Below are 16,487 nucleotides of genomic sequence, written 5' to 3'. Positions count from 1 at the left end.
GCGCCGAGCGCGGGGTGCCGCAGACTGCTAAAATCCGGCGCCTGCCCATGTTGTGCCGAAGGTAGCCATACGAGTCTTCCCGCATCTCGTCCGGGTTTCGCGCGGAGGTGCCCCACGCGAAGCCGGGCATGGCCACACCCGAAGGATGGGGCGAGCCTCCCTCATATACAGACGCTGCTGGAACAAGGAGTCGGGTCGTGCCCGCGTTCGTCGTTGTCGGAATACCGAATCACGCTCAATCGCGCTCAAGCGTTTTCCATGGCGTTCAGGTCGCCGGGAGGCGTCGCGCATGACGGCAACCGCAACGATGCTCGACTGGCTCCTGATCGTCTTTACGCTGGCCGCGGCCGGCTATGCGCTCGTCGCCGCGTTCGCGCCGCGGCCGCGTACGCCGCGCACGGCCGCGCGGGACGGCTTCGAGCCGGTCAGCGTGCTCAAGCCGCTGTGCGGCGCGGAGCCGCACTTGTACGAAAACCTCGCGACGTTCTGCGAGCAGCGTCATCCGCGTTACGAAGTACTGTTTGGCGTCGCGTCGGCGGCCGATCCGGCCGTCGCCGTGGTCGAACGGCTGCGCGCCGATTACCCCGAGTGCGACATCACGCTCGTGATCGATGCGCGCGTGCACGGCAAGAACCTGAAGGTCAGCAACCTGATCAACCTCGCCGAACGCGCGAAATACGGCCGCATCGTGATCGCGGACAGCGACATCGCGGTGACGCGCGATTATCTGGAGCGCGTGACGGCACCGCTCGCCGACGTGTCGGTCGGCGTCGTCACGTGCCTGTATCATGCGCGCAGCGTCGGCGGGTTCTGGACGCGAATCGGCGCGCAGTTCGTCGACGCCTGGTTCGCGCCGTCGGTCCGGATCACGCATCTCGGCCGCTCGAGCCGCTTCGGCTTCGGCGCGACGCTCGCGCTTACGCGCGACACGCTCGACCGGATCGGCGGCTTTCCCGTGCTGAAGGACGAACTGGCCGACGATTTCTGGCTGGCCGAGCTGCCGCGCCGCCTCGGGCGCCGCACCGTGCTGTCGGAAGTCGAGGTCGCGACCGACGTGATCGAGCCGTCGTTCGGGCCGCTGTGGCACCGCGAGACGCGCTGGCTGCGCACGATCCGTTCGCTGAATCCGGCCGGTTTCGCGTTCCTGTTCATTACGTTCACCGTGCCGTGGCTCGCGATCGGCGCGGCGCTCGCGCTGCGCCTCGACGGCACCTTCGCCGGCTCGCTGGCGGGCTGGGCGGCCGTGGTGGGCGCGTTCGGGCGGCTCGTGCTGCACGCGCGCGGCGAGGACGGCTGGCGCGCATTCTGGCGCGACTTGCCGCTCGTCGCGGTGCGCGACACGCTGCTCGCACTCGAGTGGCTCGCGGCCGTGTTCGGCACGCATGTCGTGTGGCGCGGCGCGAGGATGACGGTCGTCGGCGGCGAGCGCGCGACGGCGGCCGTGGAAGCAGTGGACGGCCGCTAGGGCCGTTCCGGTCGAACCCGGCCCGAGGGCCGAGACGCGCTGCGCGGCGAGGCCGCGCGGCGCGACATGACAGAGAGGCGGGCGCCGGCAGGGCGGCCCGCGGTTTTTTGACTGAATCGTTGTAACGAAACGAACTATGCAGGCTACCGGAGCATTCATGAAAACGCTGTTCTTGCAGGCCCCTTCGTATGACGGCTTCGACGGCGGAGCCGGCTCGCGCTATCAGGCGAAGCGCGAAATCCGTTCCTTCTGGTATCCGACGTGGCTCGCGCAGCCGGCCGCGCTCGTGCCGGGCAGCCGCGTCGTCGACGCGCCGGCCGACGGCCTGTCGGTCGAGGAAACGCTGAAGATCGCCAACGACTACGACCTCGTGATCATCCACACGAGCACGCCGTCGTTCCCGACCGACGCGATGTTCGCGCAGGATCTCAAGAAGATGAAGCCGTCGATGCTGGTCGGCATGGTCGGCGCGAAGGTGATGGTCGATCCGCACAACTCGCTCACGGCGAGCGAGGCGATCGACTTCGTGTGCCGCGAGGAATTCGACTACACCTGCAAGGAAATCGCCGAAGGCAAGCCGTTCGCCGAGATCAAGGGCTTGAGCTGGCGCGCGAAGGACGGCTCGATCGAGCACAACGAAGCGCGTCCGATCCTCGAGAACATGGACGAACTGCCGTTCGTCGCGCCCGTCTACAAGCGCGACCTGAAGATCGACAACTACTTCATCGGCTACCTGAACTACCCGTACGTGTCGATCTACACGGGCCGCGGCTGCAAGTCGCGCTGCACGTTCTGCCTGTGGCCGCAGACGGTCAGCGGCCATCGCTACCGCACGCGCTCGGTCGAGAACGTGCTCGCGGAAGCGAAGTGGATCCGCGACAACATGCCGGAAGTGAAGGAACTGATGTTCGACGACGACACCTTCACCGACGACCTGCCGCGCGCCGAAGCGATCGCGATCGGCCTGGGCAAGCTCGGCATGACGTGGTCGTGCAACGCGAAGGCCAACGTGCCGTACAAGTCGCTCAAGATCATGAAGGAAAACGGCCTGCGCCTGCTGCTGGTCGGCTTCGAATCCGGCGACGACCAGATCCTCGTGAACATCAAGAAGGGCGTGCGCACCGATTTCGCGCGCCGCTTCAGCGCGGACTGCAAGAAGCTCGGCATCAAGATCCACGGCACCTTCATCCTCGGCCTGCCGGGCGAGACGCAGGAGACCATCAAGAAGACGATCGAGTACGCGAAGGAAATCAATCCGCACACGATCCAGGTCTCGCTCGCCGCGCCGTATCCGGGCACGACGCTCTACAAGCAGGCCGTGGAAAACGGCTGGATGGAAGAGAACAAGACCATCAACCTGGTGAGCAAGGAAGGTGTGCAGCTCGCGGCGATCGGCTACGCGCACCTGTCGCGCGACGAGATCTATCACCACCTCGAGCAGTTCTATCGCCAGTTCTACTTCCGTCCGTCGAAGATCTGGGAGATCGTGCGCGAGATGCTGACGAGCTGGGACATGATGAAGCGCCGCCTGCGCGAAGGCGTCGAGTTCTTCCGCTTCCTGCGCGCGCACGAGGCGTAATCCGTGGCGACGCAGCGGGCGGCGCGGGCGCTGATCTTCACCGCGGACGACTTCGGGCTGCACCCGCGCGTCAACGCGGCAGTCGAACGCGCGCACCGCGACGGCGTGCTGAACGCCGCGAGCCTGATGGTCGGCGCGAGCGCCGCACCGGATGCGATCGAGCGCGCGCGGCGGCTGCCGTCGCTCGCGGTCGGCCTGCATCTCGTGCTCGCGGACGGGCCGGCCACGCTGCCCGCGCATGAGATTCCCGCGCTCGTCGGCCCCGACGGGCGGTTCGGCGACGCGATGGCGAAGGACGGCTGCCGCTTCTTCTTCCTGCCGCACGTGCGGGCGCAGCTGCGCCGCGAGATTCGCGCGCAGTTCGACGCGTTCGCGGCGAGCGGCCTGCCGCTCGACCACGTGAACGCGCACAAGCATTTCCACCTGCATCCGACCGTGCTGTCGCTGATCATCGAGATCGGCCGCGACTACGGGCTGCGCGCGGTGCGGCTGCCGTACGAGGCGAGCGCGCCCGCGCTGCTCAAGCCGTGGATCGCGCTCGTGCGCGCGCGGCTCGACCGGGCGGGGCTCGCGCACAACGACTACGTGGTCGGGATCGAGCATACGGGCGCGATGGACGAGGCCGTGCTGCTCGACGCGCTGGCCAAGCTGCCGCCGGGCGTCGGCGAGATCTACTGCCATCCGGCCGAGGCCGGCGACGGCCCGATCACGCCGACGATGGCCGGCTACCGTCCGGTGGACGAACTCGATGCGCTGCTGTCGCCGCGCGTCGCGGCCGCGCTGAAGGCCGCAGGCGTCGCGACCGGCGGTTTTGCCGACGTGTTCGGCCAGCCTGCGTCGCGGCGCGGCGGGCAGGCGGCGCGCGCACCGGGAGCGCAGCCGTCATGATCAAGTGGATCAAATGGCTCGGCTGGCCGCTCGGCATCGGCATCCTGCTGGCGCTGGGGCTGCACGAAGGCATCGGCGACGTGTCGCAGATGCTCGCGCGCGCCGGTTACGCGCTGCTGTGGCTCGTACCGTTCCACGCGCTGCCGCTGCTGCTCGACGCCTACGCGTGGCACCTGCTGCTCGACAGGCGCTCGTCGCTGCCGTTCCTCTGGTGGATCGCGACCGTGCGCGAAGCCGTGAACCGGCTGCTGCCGGTGGTCGGGATCGGCGGCGAGCTGGTTGGCATCCGGCTCGCGCGCTGGCAGGTGCCCGACGCGAGCCGCGTGACAGCGTCGGTGATCGTCGAGGTGCTCGTGACGATCGTCGTCCAGTACGCGTTTGCCGCGCTCGGCCTCGTGCTGCTGCTCGCGACGACGGACAACATGGGCGGCGGCACGATCGGCGTCGCGCTGCTGCTGACGCTGCCGCTGCCGGTGCTCGGCGTCGTGCTGATGCGCCGCGGCGGGATCTTCCACGCGATCGAGCGTTTCGCGGGCCGCCTGCTCGGCGATTCGCACCGGCTGCTGCAGGGCGTCGACGGCAAGCGGCTCGATGCCGACATCGATGCGCTGATGTCGCGCACGGGCCTGTTGTTCAGCGCGTTCTTCTGGCAGCTGGCCGGCTACGTGCTCGGCGCGCTCGAGATCTACTGGGCGCTCGCGCTGCTCGGCCATCCGGTGTCGATCGGCGGCGCGATCGCGATCGAGGCGATGACGCAGGCCGTGCGCCATGCGGCGTTCATGGTGCCGGGCGGCCTCGGCGTGCAGGAGGCGACCGTCGTGCTGCTCGCGCAGATGTTCGGCGTCGACCGCGAGACGGCGCTGTCGCTCGCGCTGGTCAAGCGTGGCCGCGAGGTGCTGTTCGGCTGCCTCGCGCTCGGTTCGTGGCAGCTTGCCGAGCTCGTGCGCACGCGCCGCAGCATCGGTGCGCCGCCGGCCGTGCCGCGCGCGCCGCACGCGACGGGCCGCGTGGCCGAATCCGAAACCGAAACGATGCATTGACCACGAGACGGGCCGCGCGCCCGTCTCGCGCTTTTGGCGTCGCGCGGGTATCCTTGCCGCGTGTTTTCTCGACGCGCATTTCTTCCGATGAATTTCCGTTTCCGGCTGCTCCCCGTGACGATGCTGGCCGCCGCGCTGGCGCTGACCGGCTGCGACGACAAGCAAGGCAACCTCGACGTGCAACGTATCAGGGACTTCTTCAACGCGATCAAGCCCGCGCCGCTGCTGCTGAAGGGGCTGAAGGCCGGCGAATCGACCGAGGCCGACGTGCGCGGCACGATGGGCAAGCCCGAGACCGAGCGCGACTTCACCGACGGCTCGAAGCGTCTCGAATACCCGCGCGGCCCGATGGGCAACCAGACGTGGTTCGTCGACCTCGATGCGAACGGCCGCTACACGGGCGCGACGCAGGTGCTGACCGCCGAGAATTTCGCGAAAGTGCGCCCGGGGATGAACGAGGACGAGGTGCGGCGCCTGCTCGGCAAGCCCGGCGACATCGCGCAGTATCCGCTCAAGCCCGAGACGGTCTGGAGCTGGCGCTGGCTCGAGGACGGCGTCAACACCGATGCGTTCTTCAACGTCCATTTCGGCCCGGACGGGCTCGTCTACACGACTTCGCGCTCCGACATCCTGAAGGGGCGGTAAGCCCGACCGTCTTCTTCGGCGCTATATCGAAAAAGCGACCGGAAAATTGCAAAAAGTCCGCTTCCCTGGCCGTTATCCGGTTGTCAGGGAGCGGCTTTTTTCCTTTTGAAACAGCGGTGTAGGTCGCGGTTGAAAATGACGGGGTGGATTGTTGCGACGCAGCAATCGCGTGCCGGGTGATTTGAGGCAATCAATTTCGCTTGCGACTATCCGCGTCAGCCCGGCGCGGGACAGGCAGACGCGTCGGCATCCATTCCAACTCTGGAGACGCGCGTGTTCCTTTACGGCTTTGGTCCTGTCCTCTGGGCCGGCACCGTGCAGACCATCGAGCTGTCGGTGCTGTCGCTCGCCACTGCGGTGGCGCTGGGGCTGATCGGCGCGGTGGCGAAGCTGTCGCACAACCGGGTGCTGCGAGCGATCGCGACCGGTTATACGACGCTGATCCGCTCGGTGCCCGATCTCGTCCTGATGCTGCTGCTGTTCTACAGCATCCAGATCTGGCTGAACCAGTTCACCGACTTCGTCGGCTGGGACCAGATCGACATCGACCCGTTCGTGGCCGGCGTGCTCACGCTCGGCTTCATCTATGGCGCGTACTTCACCGAGACGTTCCGCGGCGCGTTCCTGTCGGTGCCGCGCGGCCAGCTCGAAGCCGGTGCGGCTTACGGGATGAGCGGGATGCGCGTGTTCGTGCGGATCATGTTTCCGCAGATGATGCGTTTTGCGCTGCCGGGCATCGGCAACAACTGGCAGGTGCTCGTGAAGGCCACCGCGCTGGTGTCGATCATCGGTCTCGCGGACGTCGTGAAGGCCGCGCAGGACGCCGGCAAGAGCACGTTCAACATGTTCTTCTTCATCCTCGTCGCGGCGCTGATCTATCTCGCGATCACGACCGTTTCCAACCTCGTGCTGATCCAGCTCGAGAAGCGTTATTCCATGGGCGTGCGGCACGCAGAACTATGATCGAGATCCTCCAGGAATTCGGCCAGGCGTTCCTTTACTGGGACGGCCAGCGCCTCTCCGGCCTCGCGGTGACGCTGTGGCTGCTCGTCGCGTCGATTTCGCTCGGCTTCGTGTGCGCGGTGCCGCTCGCGGTCGCGCGCGTGTCGAAGAACAAGTGGGTGTCGACGCCGGTGCGGTTCTACACGTACGTGTTCCGCGGCACGCCGCTCTACGTGCAGTTGCTGCTGCTGTACACGGGCATGTACAGCCTCGAGTTCGTGCGGTCGCACTCGCTGCTCGACGCGTTCTTCCGCAGCGGCTTCAACTGCGCGATTCTCGCGTTTGCGCTGAACACCTGCGCGTACACGACCGAGATCTTCGCGGGTGCGATCCGCGCGATTCCGCACGGCGAGGTCGAGGCGGCGCGGGCATACGGGATGTCGCCGTTCACGATGTACCGCCGCGTGATCCTGCCGTCGGCGCTGCGCCGCGCGCTGCCGCTGTACAGCAACGAGGTGATCCTGATGCTGCACGCGACCACCGTCGCGTTCACGGCGACCGTGCCGGACATCCTGAAGGTCGCACGCGATGCGAATTCCGCGACCTACATGGCGTTCCAGTCGTTCGGAATCGCCGCGCTGATCTATCTTGCGGTATCGTTCGCACTCGTCGCGGCGTTTCGCCGCGCGGAGCGCCACTGGCTCGCGTATCTCGCGGCCGCCCGTCATTGATTCACTTCGAGGAGAGCCAGTTGGCCGAGATCACTCAAACGAGCGCGTCCGCTTCCACCAAGCTTGCCGCGGTCGACATTCACAAGCGCTACGGCGACAACGAGGTGCTCAAGGGCGTATCGCTGAACGCGAAGGCCGGCGACGTCATCAGCATCATCGGCGCGAGCGGCTCGGGCAAGAGCACGTTCCTGCGCTGCATCAATTTTCTCGAGCGGCCGAATGCGGGGCAGATCGTCGTCGACGGCGAGACCGTGCGCACGAAGACCGACCGCGCCGGTGCGCTCGAAGTCGCCGATCACAAGCAGCTTCAGCGCATCCGCACGAAGCTCGCGATGGTGTTCCAGCACTTCAACCTCTGGGCGCACATGAACGTGCTCGAGAACGTGATGGAAGCGCCGGTGCACGTGCTCGGCATTTCGAAGAAGGAAGCCGAGGAGCGTGCGCGCGAGTACCTGGAGAAGGTCGGCTTGCCGCCGCGCGTCGAGAAGCAGTATCCGTCGCATCTTTCCGGTGGCCAGCAGCAGCGCGTGGCGATTGCGCGCGCGCTGGCGATGCATCCTGACGTGATGCTGTTCGACGAGCCGACGTCGGCGCTCGACCCGGAACTGGTGGGCGAAGTGCTGAAGGTGATGCAGAAGCTGGCCGAGGAAGGCCGCACGATGATCGTCGTCACGCACGAGATGGGTTTCGCGCGCAACGTGTCGAATCATGTGATGTTCCTGCATCAGGGGCGGACCGAGGAAGAGGGCGATCCGAAGGAAGTGCTGGTACGCCCGCAGAGCGAGCGCCTGAAGCAGTTCCTGTCAGGCAGTCTCAAGTAACGCGACAGGGCGGGTTTCATACGTGGTACCGGTGTCTCGTCCCGCAGGCGCCACCCGCACGATGCAGGTGGCGATCGTTGCATTGCCGCCCGTGTCGATGTCGGGCGTGGGTCCGATCGTCGATGCGCTGAACCTCGCGAACGAGATCGACGGGCGGCTGCTGTATCGCTGGCAGGTGTGTTCGTGGGACGGGCGGCCCGTGCCGCTTGCCGGCGGCGCGCAGTGGCATGCCGATGCGGCGTTCAACGATGCGATCGCGTGCGACTGGGTCATCGTCGTGTCGGAGCGGTTTCAGCAGTTTGCCGACTATCGGTTGTTTCTCGCGAGTCTCGCGCGGGTCGGGCAGCGCACGCCGCTCGTGACCGGAATTCATCACGGCGTGTGGTGGCTTGCGATGGCCGGGCAGCTTTCCGGGTACCGGGTGAGCGTGAACTGGGAGACGTATCAGCAGTTCGCCGAACAGTTCGAGCGGTCGATCGTCACGCAGCAGATCTTCGAGATCGACCGGGACCGCGCGACGTGCGCGGGCGGGCAGGCTACCGTGGATTTCATGCTGGCCATGATTGGCAGGGAACATGGGGCGGACCTCGCGGAGCGGATTGCCGATGCACTCGGGGTCGGGACTTTGCGGAGCGGCGAAGAGCGGCAGCGGATTCCTTTTGTGACTGCGCCGGGCGAGCGGCATCCTCGGTTGAACGATGCGTTGCTGCTCATGGAAGCCAATGTCGAGGATCCGTTGACGACCGACGAGATCGCCGAACTCGTCGGCGTTTCACGCCGGCAGCTCGAGCGGCTCTTTCGACAGTATCTCGGGGCGATGCCCTCGAAGTATTACCTCAACCTCCGGTTGCTCAAGGCCCGGACTCAGTTGCAGCGGACCAGCAAGTCGGTTGTGCAGGTTAGCCTCGCCTGTGGGTTTTCTTCTGCTGCGCATTTTTCCAACGCGTACCGCGAGAGGTTCGGGGTCACGCCTCGGGAGGATCGGCGAGCGTGGCTCGAGAAGCAGACCGGGGGGGGCAGTGAACCGCGGGGTGGGGCGCTCGTCGAGCGTGGGAAGGATTGATTTCAGGTTTTTTTGCAGTGCGCTTGCTTTTGTCGTGAAGCACCTGTGAGCTTGTCGGTCTATTAGCGTCGCCCCTGCGCGGGGCGGCGGTTACTTTTCTTTGTCTTGCCAAAGAAAAGTAACCAAAAGAAAGGCGCTGGGAAAACGCATGACTTCCCGGTGCCGTGGTTCCCGGAGTGGACACCGCCTAAGTGTCCGCGCCAGTCTGGAACACGGAGTGGTTCGAGCAATGGTTCTGACGCCACTCCCTACCCAACAGAGCGGTATACCACCCGCCAGCTCCGCCCTCGCTTCGCTCGGCCGACAGGTACACCCCCTCCAGCAGCGCATAAGGTCAATCCTCCCGGCAATCGCACGCGCAAGTACCCCGAACTCAGCAAATCAAGGGCACACCCTCATTCACAAGGAAAAAGGGACTCAGCGACCCATCACGAAAACACACGGCCACCGACGGTATCAAACACGTACCGATGACAAGCAGTCCGACAGGTACGAATGGTGTGAGCAAAGAGAGTGTCCGATCTGCTGATCAGCGCGGGCAGAAGCAGCGAGAGCATGAAACGCGACGGGAGGTACCTTGCAGCCGAGCGAAGCGAGGATGGAGCTAGCGGGCGGTATACCGCTCTGTTGGGTAGGGAGTGGCGTCAGAACCATTGCTCGAACCACCCCGCGTTCCTGACTGGCGCGGACACTTAGGCGGTGTCCACTCCGGGAACCATGGCACCGGGAAGTCATGCGTTTTCCCAGCGCCTTTCTTTTGGTTACTTTTCTTTGGCAAGACAAAGAAAAGTAACCGCCGCCCCGCGCAGGGGCGACGCTAATAGACCGACAAGCTCACAGGTGCTTCACGACAAAGGCAAGCACACGACCCACAAGCCCCAAAACCAGACAAGCTTCCACGCCCCCCGCCCGGAGAGAGAGGGCAAAATAAAGCGCACTATCCGCTTCCGATAGAACCCGTCGCAATTCCGCAAGACGCTTGCGTCACCCTTACCTAAACTTGATCCTGTTGAACCCTCTTACGAAACCGAAAGGAACGACCATGACGACCTCGACCGTGACCCGCCAGACATTCGATGAAGTGATGGTGCCGGTATTTTCTCCCGCGCCGTTCGTGCCGGATCGCGCAGAGGGCTCCCGCGTGTGGGACACGGCCGGCCGCGAGTACATCGATTTCGCGTGCGGCATCGCGGTGACGTCGCTCGGCCACGGCCACCCGGAACTGCTGAAAGTCCTGGACGAACAAAGCCGCAAGCTCTGGCACATCGGCAACGGCTACACGAACGAGCCGGTGCTGCGCCTCGCCAAGCGCCTCGAATCGCTGACCTTCGCCGACCGCGCGTTCTTCGCGAACTCGGGCGCGGAAGCGAACGAAGCCGCCCTGAAACTCGCGCGCCGCGTCGCGTTCGACCGCCACGGCGCCGACAAGGTGGAAATCATCTCGTTCGTGCAGTCGTTCCACGGCCGCACGTTCTTCACGGTCAGCGTCGGCGGCCAGCCGAAGTACTCGGAAGGCTTCGGCCCCGTGCCGGCCGGCATCACGCATCTGCCGTACAACGACATCGAAGCCGCGAAGGCCGCGATCGGCCCGCAAACCTGCGCAGTGATCGTCGAGCCCGTGCAAGGCGAAGGCGGCGTGATCCCGGCCGATCCGGCATTCCTGAAGGCACTGCGCGAAGCCTGTGACGCGAACGACGCGCTGCTGATCTTCGACGAAGTGCAAACGGGCGTCGGCCGCACGGGCCAGTTCTACGCGTACATGGACACGGGCGTCACGCCGGACATCCTCACGACCGCCAAGGCGCTCGGCAACGGCTTCCCGATCGGCGCGATGCTGACGACCAACGAACTGGCCGCGCACTTCAAGGTCGGCGTGCACGGCACGACGTACGGCGGCAACCCGCTCGCATCGGCGATTGCCGACAAGGTCGTCGAACTGATCGGCGACCCGGCACTGCTCGAAGGCGTGCGCGAACGCAGCGTGCGCCTGAAGGGCGCGCTCGAGCGCATCAACGCACGCTTCGGCATCTTCAAGGACGTGCGCGGCAAGGGCCTGCTCGTCGGCGCGGAACTCACTGCCGCATTCGATGGCCGCGCGAAGGACTTCGTCACCGCGGCAGCAGAAAACGGCCTGATCATGCTGATCGCCGGCCCGAACGTGCTGCGCTTCGTCCCGTCGCTGGTGATCCCGTTCGACCTGCTCGACGAAGGCGTCAAGCGCTTCGAGAAGGCCGTCGAACAAGTGCTCGCCGCCCAGGAAGCCACCGCGCGCTGATCGGCGCACCCATCGCAGACAGGAACGACGATGCTATTTGTTCGCCCCGGCAAACTCACGGATCTCGATGCGCTCGCGCACATGGCGCGCACCGCGCAACCGGTCCTGCACTCGCTGCCGCACGACCGCGCGGCGCTCGAAGCGCGCGTGGCGCTCTCGGAGGATTCGTTTCGCGCGGACGTCGACTTCGCCGGCGAGGAGTTCTACCTCTTCGTGCTCGAGGATTCGTCGACGGGCAAGCTGCTCGGCACGGCGAGCATCGTGGCCGCGGCCGGTTACTCGGAGCCGTTCTACGCGTTCCGCAACGACGCCTTGATCCACGCGTCGCGCGAGCTGCACGTGAACCGCAAGATCCACGCGCTCACGATGTCGCACGAGCTGACCGGCAAGAGCCGGCTCGCGGGCTTCTACGTCGATCCGTCGCTGCGCGGCGACGCGGCCGCGCACCTGATCTCGCGCGCCCGGATGATGTACATCGCCGCGAACCGCCGCCGCTTCACGCCGGAAGTGTTCACGCTGCTGCTCGGCGTGAGCGACGACACGGGCGCGTCGCCGTTCTGGGAAGCGGTGGGCCGCAAGTTCTTCGGCCGCAACTTCACCGACGTCGACATCGCGTCGGGCGGCCGCAGCCGCACCTTCATCGCGGAAGTGATGCCGGCGTATCCGCTCTACGTGCCGCTGCTGCCGGAAGCCGCGCAGCGCGTGCTCGGCGAGCCGAACGAATCGGCACTGCTCGCCTACGACATCCATCTCGAGGAAGGCTTCGAGCCAGACCGCTTCGTCGACATCTTCGACGCGGGCCCGGTGCTCACCGCGCAGGTCGACCGCACCGCGTGCGTGAAGCACGGCACGGAGCGTGTCGTGCGCGAGGCCGCGCACCAGCAGGGCGACGTTGCGTACATGGTGTCGACGGGCAGCGGCGAATCGTTCCGCTGCGTGCTGGCCGACCTGCCGGGCGATGCGGCTGACGCACCGCTCGCCGGCGACGTGCGCGCGGCACTCGATGTGAAGGATGGCGATGTCGTGCGCTGCGTGCCACTGCACCGCCGCGACGATGAAGATTTGAAGGGAGACGCAGCATGATCGTCGTTCGGGTCGTACAAACGGGCGACGTCGACGCGCTCGTGTCGCTCGCGAAGGAAACCGGGCCGGGCCTGACCACGTTCAAGCCCGACCGCGACGCGCTCGCCGCGCGCATCGAGCGCACGCGCCGCACGCTCGAGGGCGAGGCAGCGGCCGGCGAAGCCGGCTACTTCTTCGTGATGGAGGATTCGGCGACGGGCGACATCGCGGGCGTATGCGGGATCGAGTCGCAGGTCGGCCTCGAACAGCCGTTCTACAACTACCGCGTGAGCACGGTCGTGCATGCGAGCCAGGAGCTCGGCGTGTGGACGCGCATGCACGCGCTGAACATCTCGCACGACCTGACCGGCTACGCGGAAGTGTGCTCGCTGTTCCTGAGCCCGCGTTATCGCACGGGCGGCGTGGGCGGCCTGCTGTCGCGCTCGCGCTTCATGTTCATCGCGCAGTTCCGCGAACGCTTCCCGGAACGCATCTGCGCGGAACTGCGCGGCCACTTCGACGAAGACGGCACGTCGCCGTTCTGGCGTGCCGTCGGTTCGCACTTCTACCAGATCGATTTCAACGCGGCCGACTATCTCAGCTCGCACGGCCGCAAGTCGTTCCTCGCGGAACTGATGCCGCGCTATCCGGTGTATGTCGACCTGCTGCCGCAGGACGCGCAGGACGCGGTCGGCCTCACGCACCGCGACACGCTGCCGGCCCGCAAGATGCTCGAGGCGGAAGGGCTGCGCTACCAGAACCACGTCGACATCTTCGACGCGGGCCCGGTGCTCGAATGCCACGTCAACGACCTGCGCACGGTGCGCGAGAGCGTCGTCGTGCCGGTCGCGATCGGCGTGCCCGACGCGCAGGGCGACCATCCGCCGACGTCGCTCGTGTCGAACACGTCGCTCACCGATTTCCGCGTCGGCGTCGCGCCGGGCGTGGTCGCGAACGGCTCGTTCGTGCTGTCGGCCGACGATGCCGCCGCGCTCGACGTGAAGGCCGGCGATCCGGTCCGCGTGCTGCCGCTCAAAGTCAAACAGGGATAAACGAATCATGACGGAACTCTTCATCGACGGCGCCTGGGTCGCAGGCTCGGGCCCCGTGTTCGCTTCGCGCAACCCGGGCACCGACGAGATCGCATGGCAGGGCGAAAGCGCGTCGGCGGCCGACGTCGACCGTGCGGTCGCGAGCGCGCGTCGCGCATTCGCCGGCTGGTCGGCACTCGACTTCGAATCGCGCTGCGCGATCGTCAAGCGTTTCGCCGCATTGCTCAATGAACGCAAGGAAGCGATCGCGACCGCGATCGGCCGCGAGACGGGCAAGCCGCTGTGGGAAGCGCGCACCGAAGTCGCGTCGATGGCCGCGAAGGTCGGTATCTCGATCCAGGCCTACCAGGAACGCACCGGCGAGAAGCGCCAGGACATGGCCGACGGCGTCGCGGTGCTGCGCCACCGCCCGCACGGTGTCGTCGCGGTGTTCGGCCCGTACAACTTCCCCGGCCACTTGCCGAACGGCCATATCGTGCCCGCGCTGATCGCCGGCAACGCGGTCGTGTTCAAGCCGTCGGAGCTCGCGCCGGGCGTCGCGCGCGCGACGGTCGAGGTGTGGCAGGAAGCCGGGCTGCCGGCCGGCGTGCTGAACCTCGTGCAGGGCGAGAAGGACACGGGCATCGCGCTCGCGAATCACCGGCAGATCGACGGGCTGTTCTTCACCGGCAGCTCGGATACCGGCACGCTGCTGCACCGGCAGTTCGGCGGCCGTCCGGAAATCGTGCTCGCGCTCGAGATGGGCGGCAACAATCCGCTCGTGATCGGTGAAGTCGAGGACATCGACGCGGCCGTCCATCACACGATCCAGTCGGCGTTCCTGTCGGCCGGCCAGCGCTGCACGTGCGCGCGCCGCATCTTCGTGCCGCAGGGCGCGTTCGGCGACCGCTTCCTCGCACGCTTCGCCGACGTCACGTCGAAGATCACGGCCGACGTGTTCGACGCCGATCCGCAGCCGTTCATGGGCGCGGTGATCTCGGCGCGCGCGGCCGCGAAGCTCGTTGACGCGCAGTCGCGCCTGATCGAGCAGGGCGCGAAGCCGATCATCGCGATGACGCAGCGCGATCCGCGCCTGGGCTTCGTGAACGCGGCGATCGTCGACGTGACGGGCGTGGCGAACCTGCCCGACGAAGAACACTTCGGCCCGCTCGCGCAGATCATCCGCTACGCGACGTTCGACGAAGCGATCGAGCGCGCGAACGACACGGCGTTCGGCCTGTCCGCCGGCCTGCTGGCCGACGACGCGAACGCATGGGACCACTTCCGCCGCACGATCCGTGCGGGGATCGTCAACTGGAACCGTCCGACCAACGGCGCATCGTCCGCCGCGCCGTTCGGCGGCACCGGCCGCTCGGGCAACCATCGCCCGAGCGCGTACTACGCGGCCGACTATTGCGCGTATCCGATGGCGTCGGTGGAAAGCACGCAACTGACTTTGCCCGCGAGCCTGTCGCCGGGCCTGCACTTCTGATCGAGGGAACGACGATGAACGCACAAGAAGCCAATTTCGACGGGCTCGTCGGCCCGACCCACAACTACGCGGGCCTGTCGTTCGGCAACGTGGCGTCGCTCAACAACGAGAAGTCGGCCGCGAACCCGAAGGCCGCCGCGAAGCAGGGGCTGCGCAAGATGAAGCAGCTCGCGGATCTCGGCTTCGCGCAAGGCGTGCTGCCGCCGCAGGAGCGGCCGTCGCTGCGCCTGTTGCGCGAGCTCGGCTTCTCGGGCAAGGACGCGGACGTGATCGCGAAGGCCGCGAAGCAGGCGCCCGAACTGCTCGCCGCCGCGAGCTCGGCATCGGCGATGTGGACCGCGAACGCGGCCACCGTCAGCCCGTCGGCCGACACGAGCGACGGCCGCGTGCACTTCACGCCGGCGAACCTGTGCAGCAAGCTGCATCGCGCGATCGAACACGAAGCGACGCGCCGCACGCTGTCGACGCTGTTCGCCGATCCGGCGCACTTCGCGGTGCACGAAGCGCTGACCGGCACGCCGGCACTCGGCGACGAAGGCGCGGCGAACCACACGCGCTTCTGTGCCGAATACGGCAAGCCGGGCATCGAGTTCTTCGTGTACGGCCGCGCGGAATATCGCCGCGGCCCCGAGCCGAAGCGCTTCCCGGCACGCCAGACGTTCGAGGCGAGCCGCGCGGTCGCGCATCGCCACGGGCTTGCCGAGGAGGCGACGGTGTATGCGCAGCAGGACCCGGACGTGATCGACGCGGGCGTGTTCCACAACGACGTGATCTCGGTCGGCAACCGCGACACGCTGTTCACGCACGAGCGCGCGTTCGTCAACAAGCAGGCGATCTACGACACGCTGACCGCCGCGCTCGACGCACGCGGCGCGCGCCTGAACGTGATCGAGGTGCCCGAGGCGGCCGTGAGCGTGAACGACGCAGTCACGTCGTATCTGTTCAACAGCCAGCTGCTGTCGCGCGCGGACGGCTCGCAAGTGCTCGTCGTGCCGCAGGAATGCCGCGAGAACGGGAACGTCGCGGCTTATCTCGACGAACTCGCGGCCGGCAACGGCCCGATTCACGACGTGCTCGTGTTCGACCTGCGCGAAAGCATGAAGAACGGCGGCGGCCCCGCCTGCCTGCGCCTGCGTGTCGTGCTGAACGACGCGGAACGCGCGGCCGTCACGTCGAACGTGTGGATCAACGACACGCTGTTCACGTCGCTCGACACGTGGATCGACCGGCACTACCGCGATCGTCTCGCACCCGAAGACCTCGCCGATCCGGCGCTGCTCGACGAATCGCGCACGGCGCTCGACGAGCTCACGCAGATCCTGCGCGTCGGTTCGCTGTATGACTTCCAGCGCTGAGGCACGGATGCCGGCCAACGCGCTGCTCGACGACTTCCTCGCGTTCACGCTGGCCGGTAGCGCGCCGTCCGCGACGGACGGCACCTGCGCGGCCGGCG

The 16,487-nt window shown here is 66.7% G+C and carries 14 protein-coding genes; all 14 read left to right on the top strand.

From position 1 onward, the window contains the following. Positions 1-289: 289 nt before the first annotated feature. The 14 genes from hpnI to astB all read left to right on the top strand — a co-directional run bounded on the left by hpnI (position 290) and on the right by astB (position 16,389). Positions 290-1,465, top strand: a complete 1,176-nt coding sequence (hpnI, locus tag DPV74_RS16785) for a bacteriohopanetetrol glucosamine biosynthesis glycosyltransferase HpnI (protein ID WP_027787977.1) — start codon at positions 290-292, stop codon at positions 1,463-1,465. A gap of 136 nt (positions 1,466-1,601) precedes the next feature. Then, positions 1,602-3,044 carry a hopanoid biosynthesis associated radical SAM protein HpnJ gene (gene hpnJ / locus DPV74_RS16780; protein ID WP_311768753.1) on the top strand — a complete coding sequence of 481 codons (1,443 nt, stop codon included), beginning with the start codon at positions 1,602-1,604 and terminating at the stop codon, positions 3,042-3,044. A 3-nt stretch (positions 3,045-3,047) separates the two neighbouring features. Then, positions 3,048-3,932 (top strand): hopanoid biosynthesis-associated protein HpnK, encoded by an 885-nt coding sequence (hpnK, locus tag DPV74_RS16775; protein ID WP_119337595.1) that lies wholly within the window; start codon positions 3,048-3,050, stop codon positions 3,930-3,932. Next, the gene (locus tag DPV74_RS16770; protein ID WP_119337594.1) at positions 3,929-4,972 is read left to right on the top strand and encodes an HpnL family protein; all 1,044 of its coding nucleotides are present in this window, start codon (positions 3,929-3,931) and stop codon (positions 4,970-4,972) included. Before hpnK ends, DPV74_RS16770 begins: the two co-directional genes overlap by 4 nt. Positions 4,973-5,059: 87 nt before the next feature. Further along, positions 5,060-5,617: a lipoprotein gene (locus tag DPV74_RS16765; protein ID WP_021163189.1), complete on the top strand. Its 558-nt coding sequence runs from the start codon at positions 5,060-5,062 to the stop codon at positions 5,615-5,617. 273 nt (positions 5,618-5,890) lie between these two features. Continuing rightward, positions 5,891-6,580 (top strand): ABC transporter permease, encoded by a 690-nt coding sequence (locus DPV74_RS16760; RefSeq protein ID WP_021163190.1) that lies wholly within the window; start codon positions 5,891-5,893, stop codon positions 6,578-6,580. Further along, positions 6,577-7,290, top strand: coding sequence for an ABC transporter permease (locus DPV74_RS16755; RefSeq protein ID WP_011351456.1), 714 nt, complete (start codon positions 6,577-6,579; stop codon positions 7,288-7,290). Before DPV74_RS16760 ends, DPV74_RS16755 begins: the two co-directional genes overlap by 4 nt. A gap of 20 nt (positions 7,291-7,310) precedes the next feature. Further along, positions 7,311-8,111, top strand: coding sequence for an ABC transporter ATP-binding protein (locus DPV74_RS16750; protein WP_021163192.1), 801 nt, complete (start codon positions 7,311-7,313; stop codon positions 8,109-8,111). A gap of 22 nt (positions 8,112-8,133) precedes the next feature. After that, positions 8,134-9,174, top strand: coding sequence for a GlxA family transcriptional regulator (locus DPV74_RS16745; RefSeq protein WP_027787973.1), 1,041 nt, complete (start codon positions 8,134-8,136; stop codon positions 9,172-9,174). A gap of 1,042 nt (positions 9,175-10,216) precedes the next feature. Beyond that, complete coding sequence (locus DPV74_RS16740; protein WP_027787970.1) at positions 10,217-11,449, top strand: aspartate aminotransferase family protein; 1,233 nt, start codon at positions 10,217-10,219, stop codon at positions 11,447-11,449. A 30-nt stretch (positions 11,450-11,479) separates the two neighbouring features. Continuing rightward, complete coding sequence (gene aruF / locus DPV74_RS16735; protein WP_059498074.1) at positions 11,480-12,532, top strand: arginine/ornithine succinyltransferase subunit alpha; 1,053 nt, start codon at positions 11,480-11,482, stop codon at positions 12,530-12,532. Continuing rightward, on the top strand, positions 12,529-13,563 hold the full coding sequence (gene astA / locus DPV74_RS16730) for an arginine N-succinyltransferase (RefSeq protein ID WP_119337593.1): 1,035 nt from the start codon (positions 12,529-12,531) through the stop codon (positions 13,561-13,563). The genes aruF and astA overlap by 4 nt, the downstream gene beginning before the upstream one ends. A 7-nt stretch (positions 13,564-13,570) precedes the next feature. Continuing rightward, a complete protein-coding gene (gene astD, locus DPV74_RS16725) occupies positions 13,571-15,034 on the top strand; it encodes a succinylglutamate-semialdehyde dehydrogenase (protein ID WP_060086498.1) in 1,464 nt (487 codons plus the stop codon). Between the two features lie 14 nt (positions 15,035-15,048). Continuing rightward, positions 15,049-16,389, top strand: coding sequence for an N-succinylarginine dihydrolase (gene astB, locus DPV74_RS16720; RefSeq protein WP_021163198.1), 1,341 nt, complete (start codon positions 15,049-15,051; stop codon positions 16,387-16,389). Positions 16,390-16,487: the final 98 nt, after the last annotated feature.

It is taken from the genome of Burkholderia sp. HAN2018 (assembly GCF_024704855.1).
Classification (GTDB): domain Bacteria; phylum Pseudomonadota; class Gammaproteobacteria; order Burkholderiales; family Burkholderiaceae; genus Burkholderia; species Burkholderia cepacia.
This window is presented reverse-complemented; position numbering and strand designations above follow the sequence as displayed.

Excerpts from the sequence above, each read along its gene's own strand:
- hpnI (WP_027787977.1), top strand. The coding sequence starts at position 290 with ATGACGGCAACCGCAACGATGCTCGACTGGCTCCTGATCGTCTTTACG.
- hpnJ (WP_311768753.1), top strand. The coding sequence starts at position 1,602 with ATGCAGGCTACCGGAGCATTCATGAAAACGCTGTTCTTGCAGGCCCCT.
- DPV74_RS16770 (WP_119337594.1), top strand. The coding sequence starts at position 3,929 with ATGATCAAGTGGATCAAATGGCTCGGCTGGCCGCTCGGCATCGGCATC.
- DPV74_RS16765 (WP_021163189.1), top strand. The coding sequence starts at position 5,060 with ATGAATTTCCGTTTCCGGCTGCTCCCCGTGACGATGCTGGCCGCCGCG.
- DPV74_RS16755 (WP_011351456.1), top strand. The coding sequence starts at position 6,577 with ATGATCGAGATCCTCCAGGAATTCGGCCAGGCGTTCCTTTACTGGGAC.
- DPV74_RS16740 (WP_027787970.1), top strand. The coding sequence starts at position 10,217 with ATGACGACCTCGACCGTGACCCGCCAGACATTCGATGAAGTGATGGTG.
- aruF (WP_059498074.1), top strand. The coding sequence starts at position 11,480 with ATGCTATTTGTTCGCCCCGGCAAACTCACGGATCTCGATGCGCTCGCG.
- astA (WP_119337593.1), top strand. The coding sequence starts at position 12,529 with ATGATCGTCGTTCGGGTCGTACAAACGGGCGACGTCGACGCGCTCGTG.
- astD (WP_060086498.1), top strand. The coding sequence starts at position 13,571 with ATGACGGAACTCTTCATCGACGGCGCCTGGGTCGCAGGCTCGGGCCCC.
- astB (WP_021163198.1), top strand. The coding sequence starts at position 15,049 with ATGAACGCACAAGAAGCCAATTTCGACGGGCTCGTCGGCCCGACCCAC.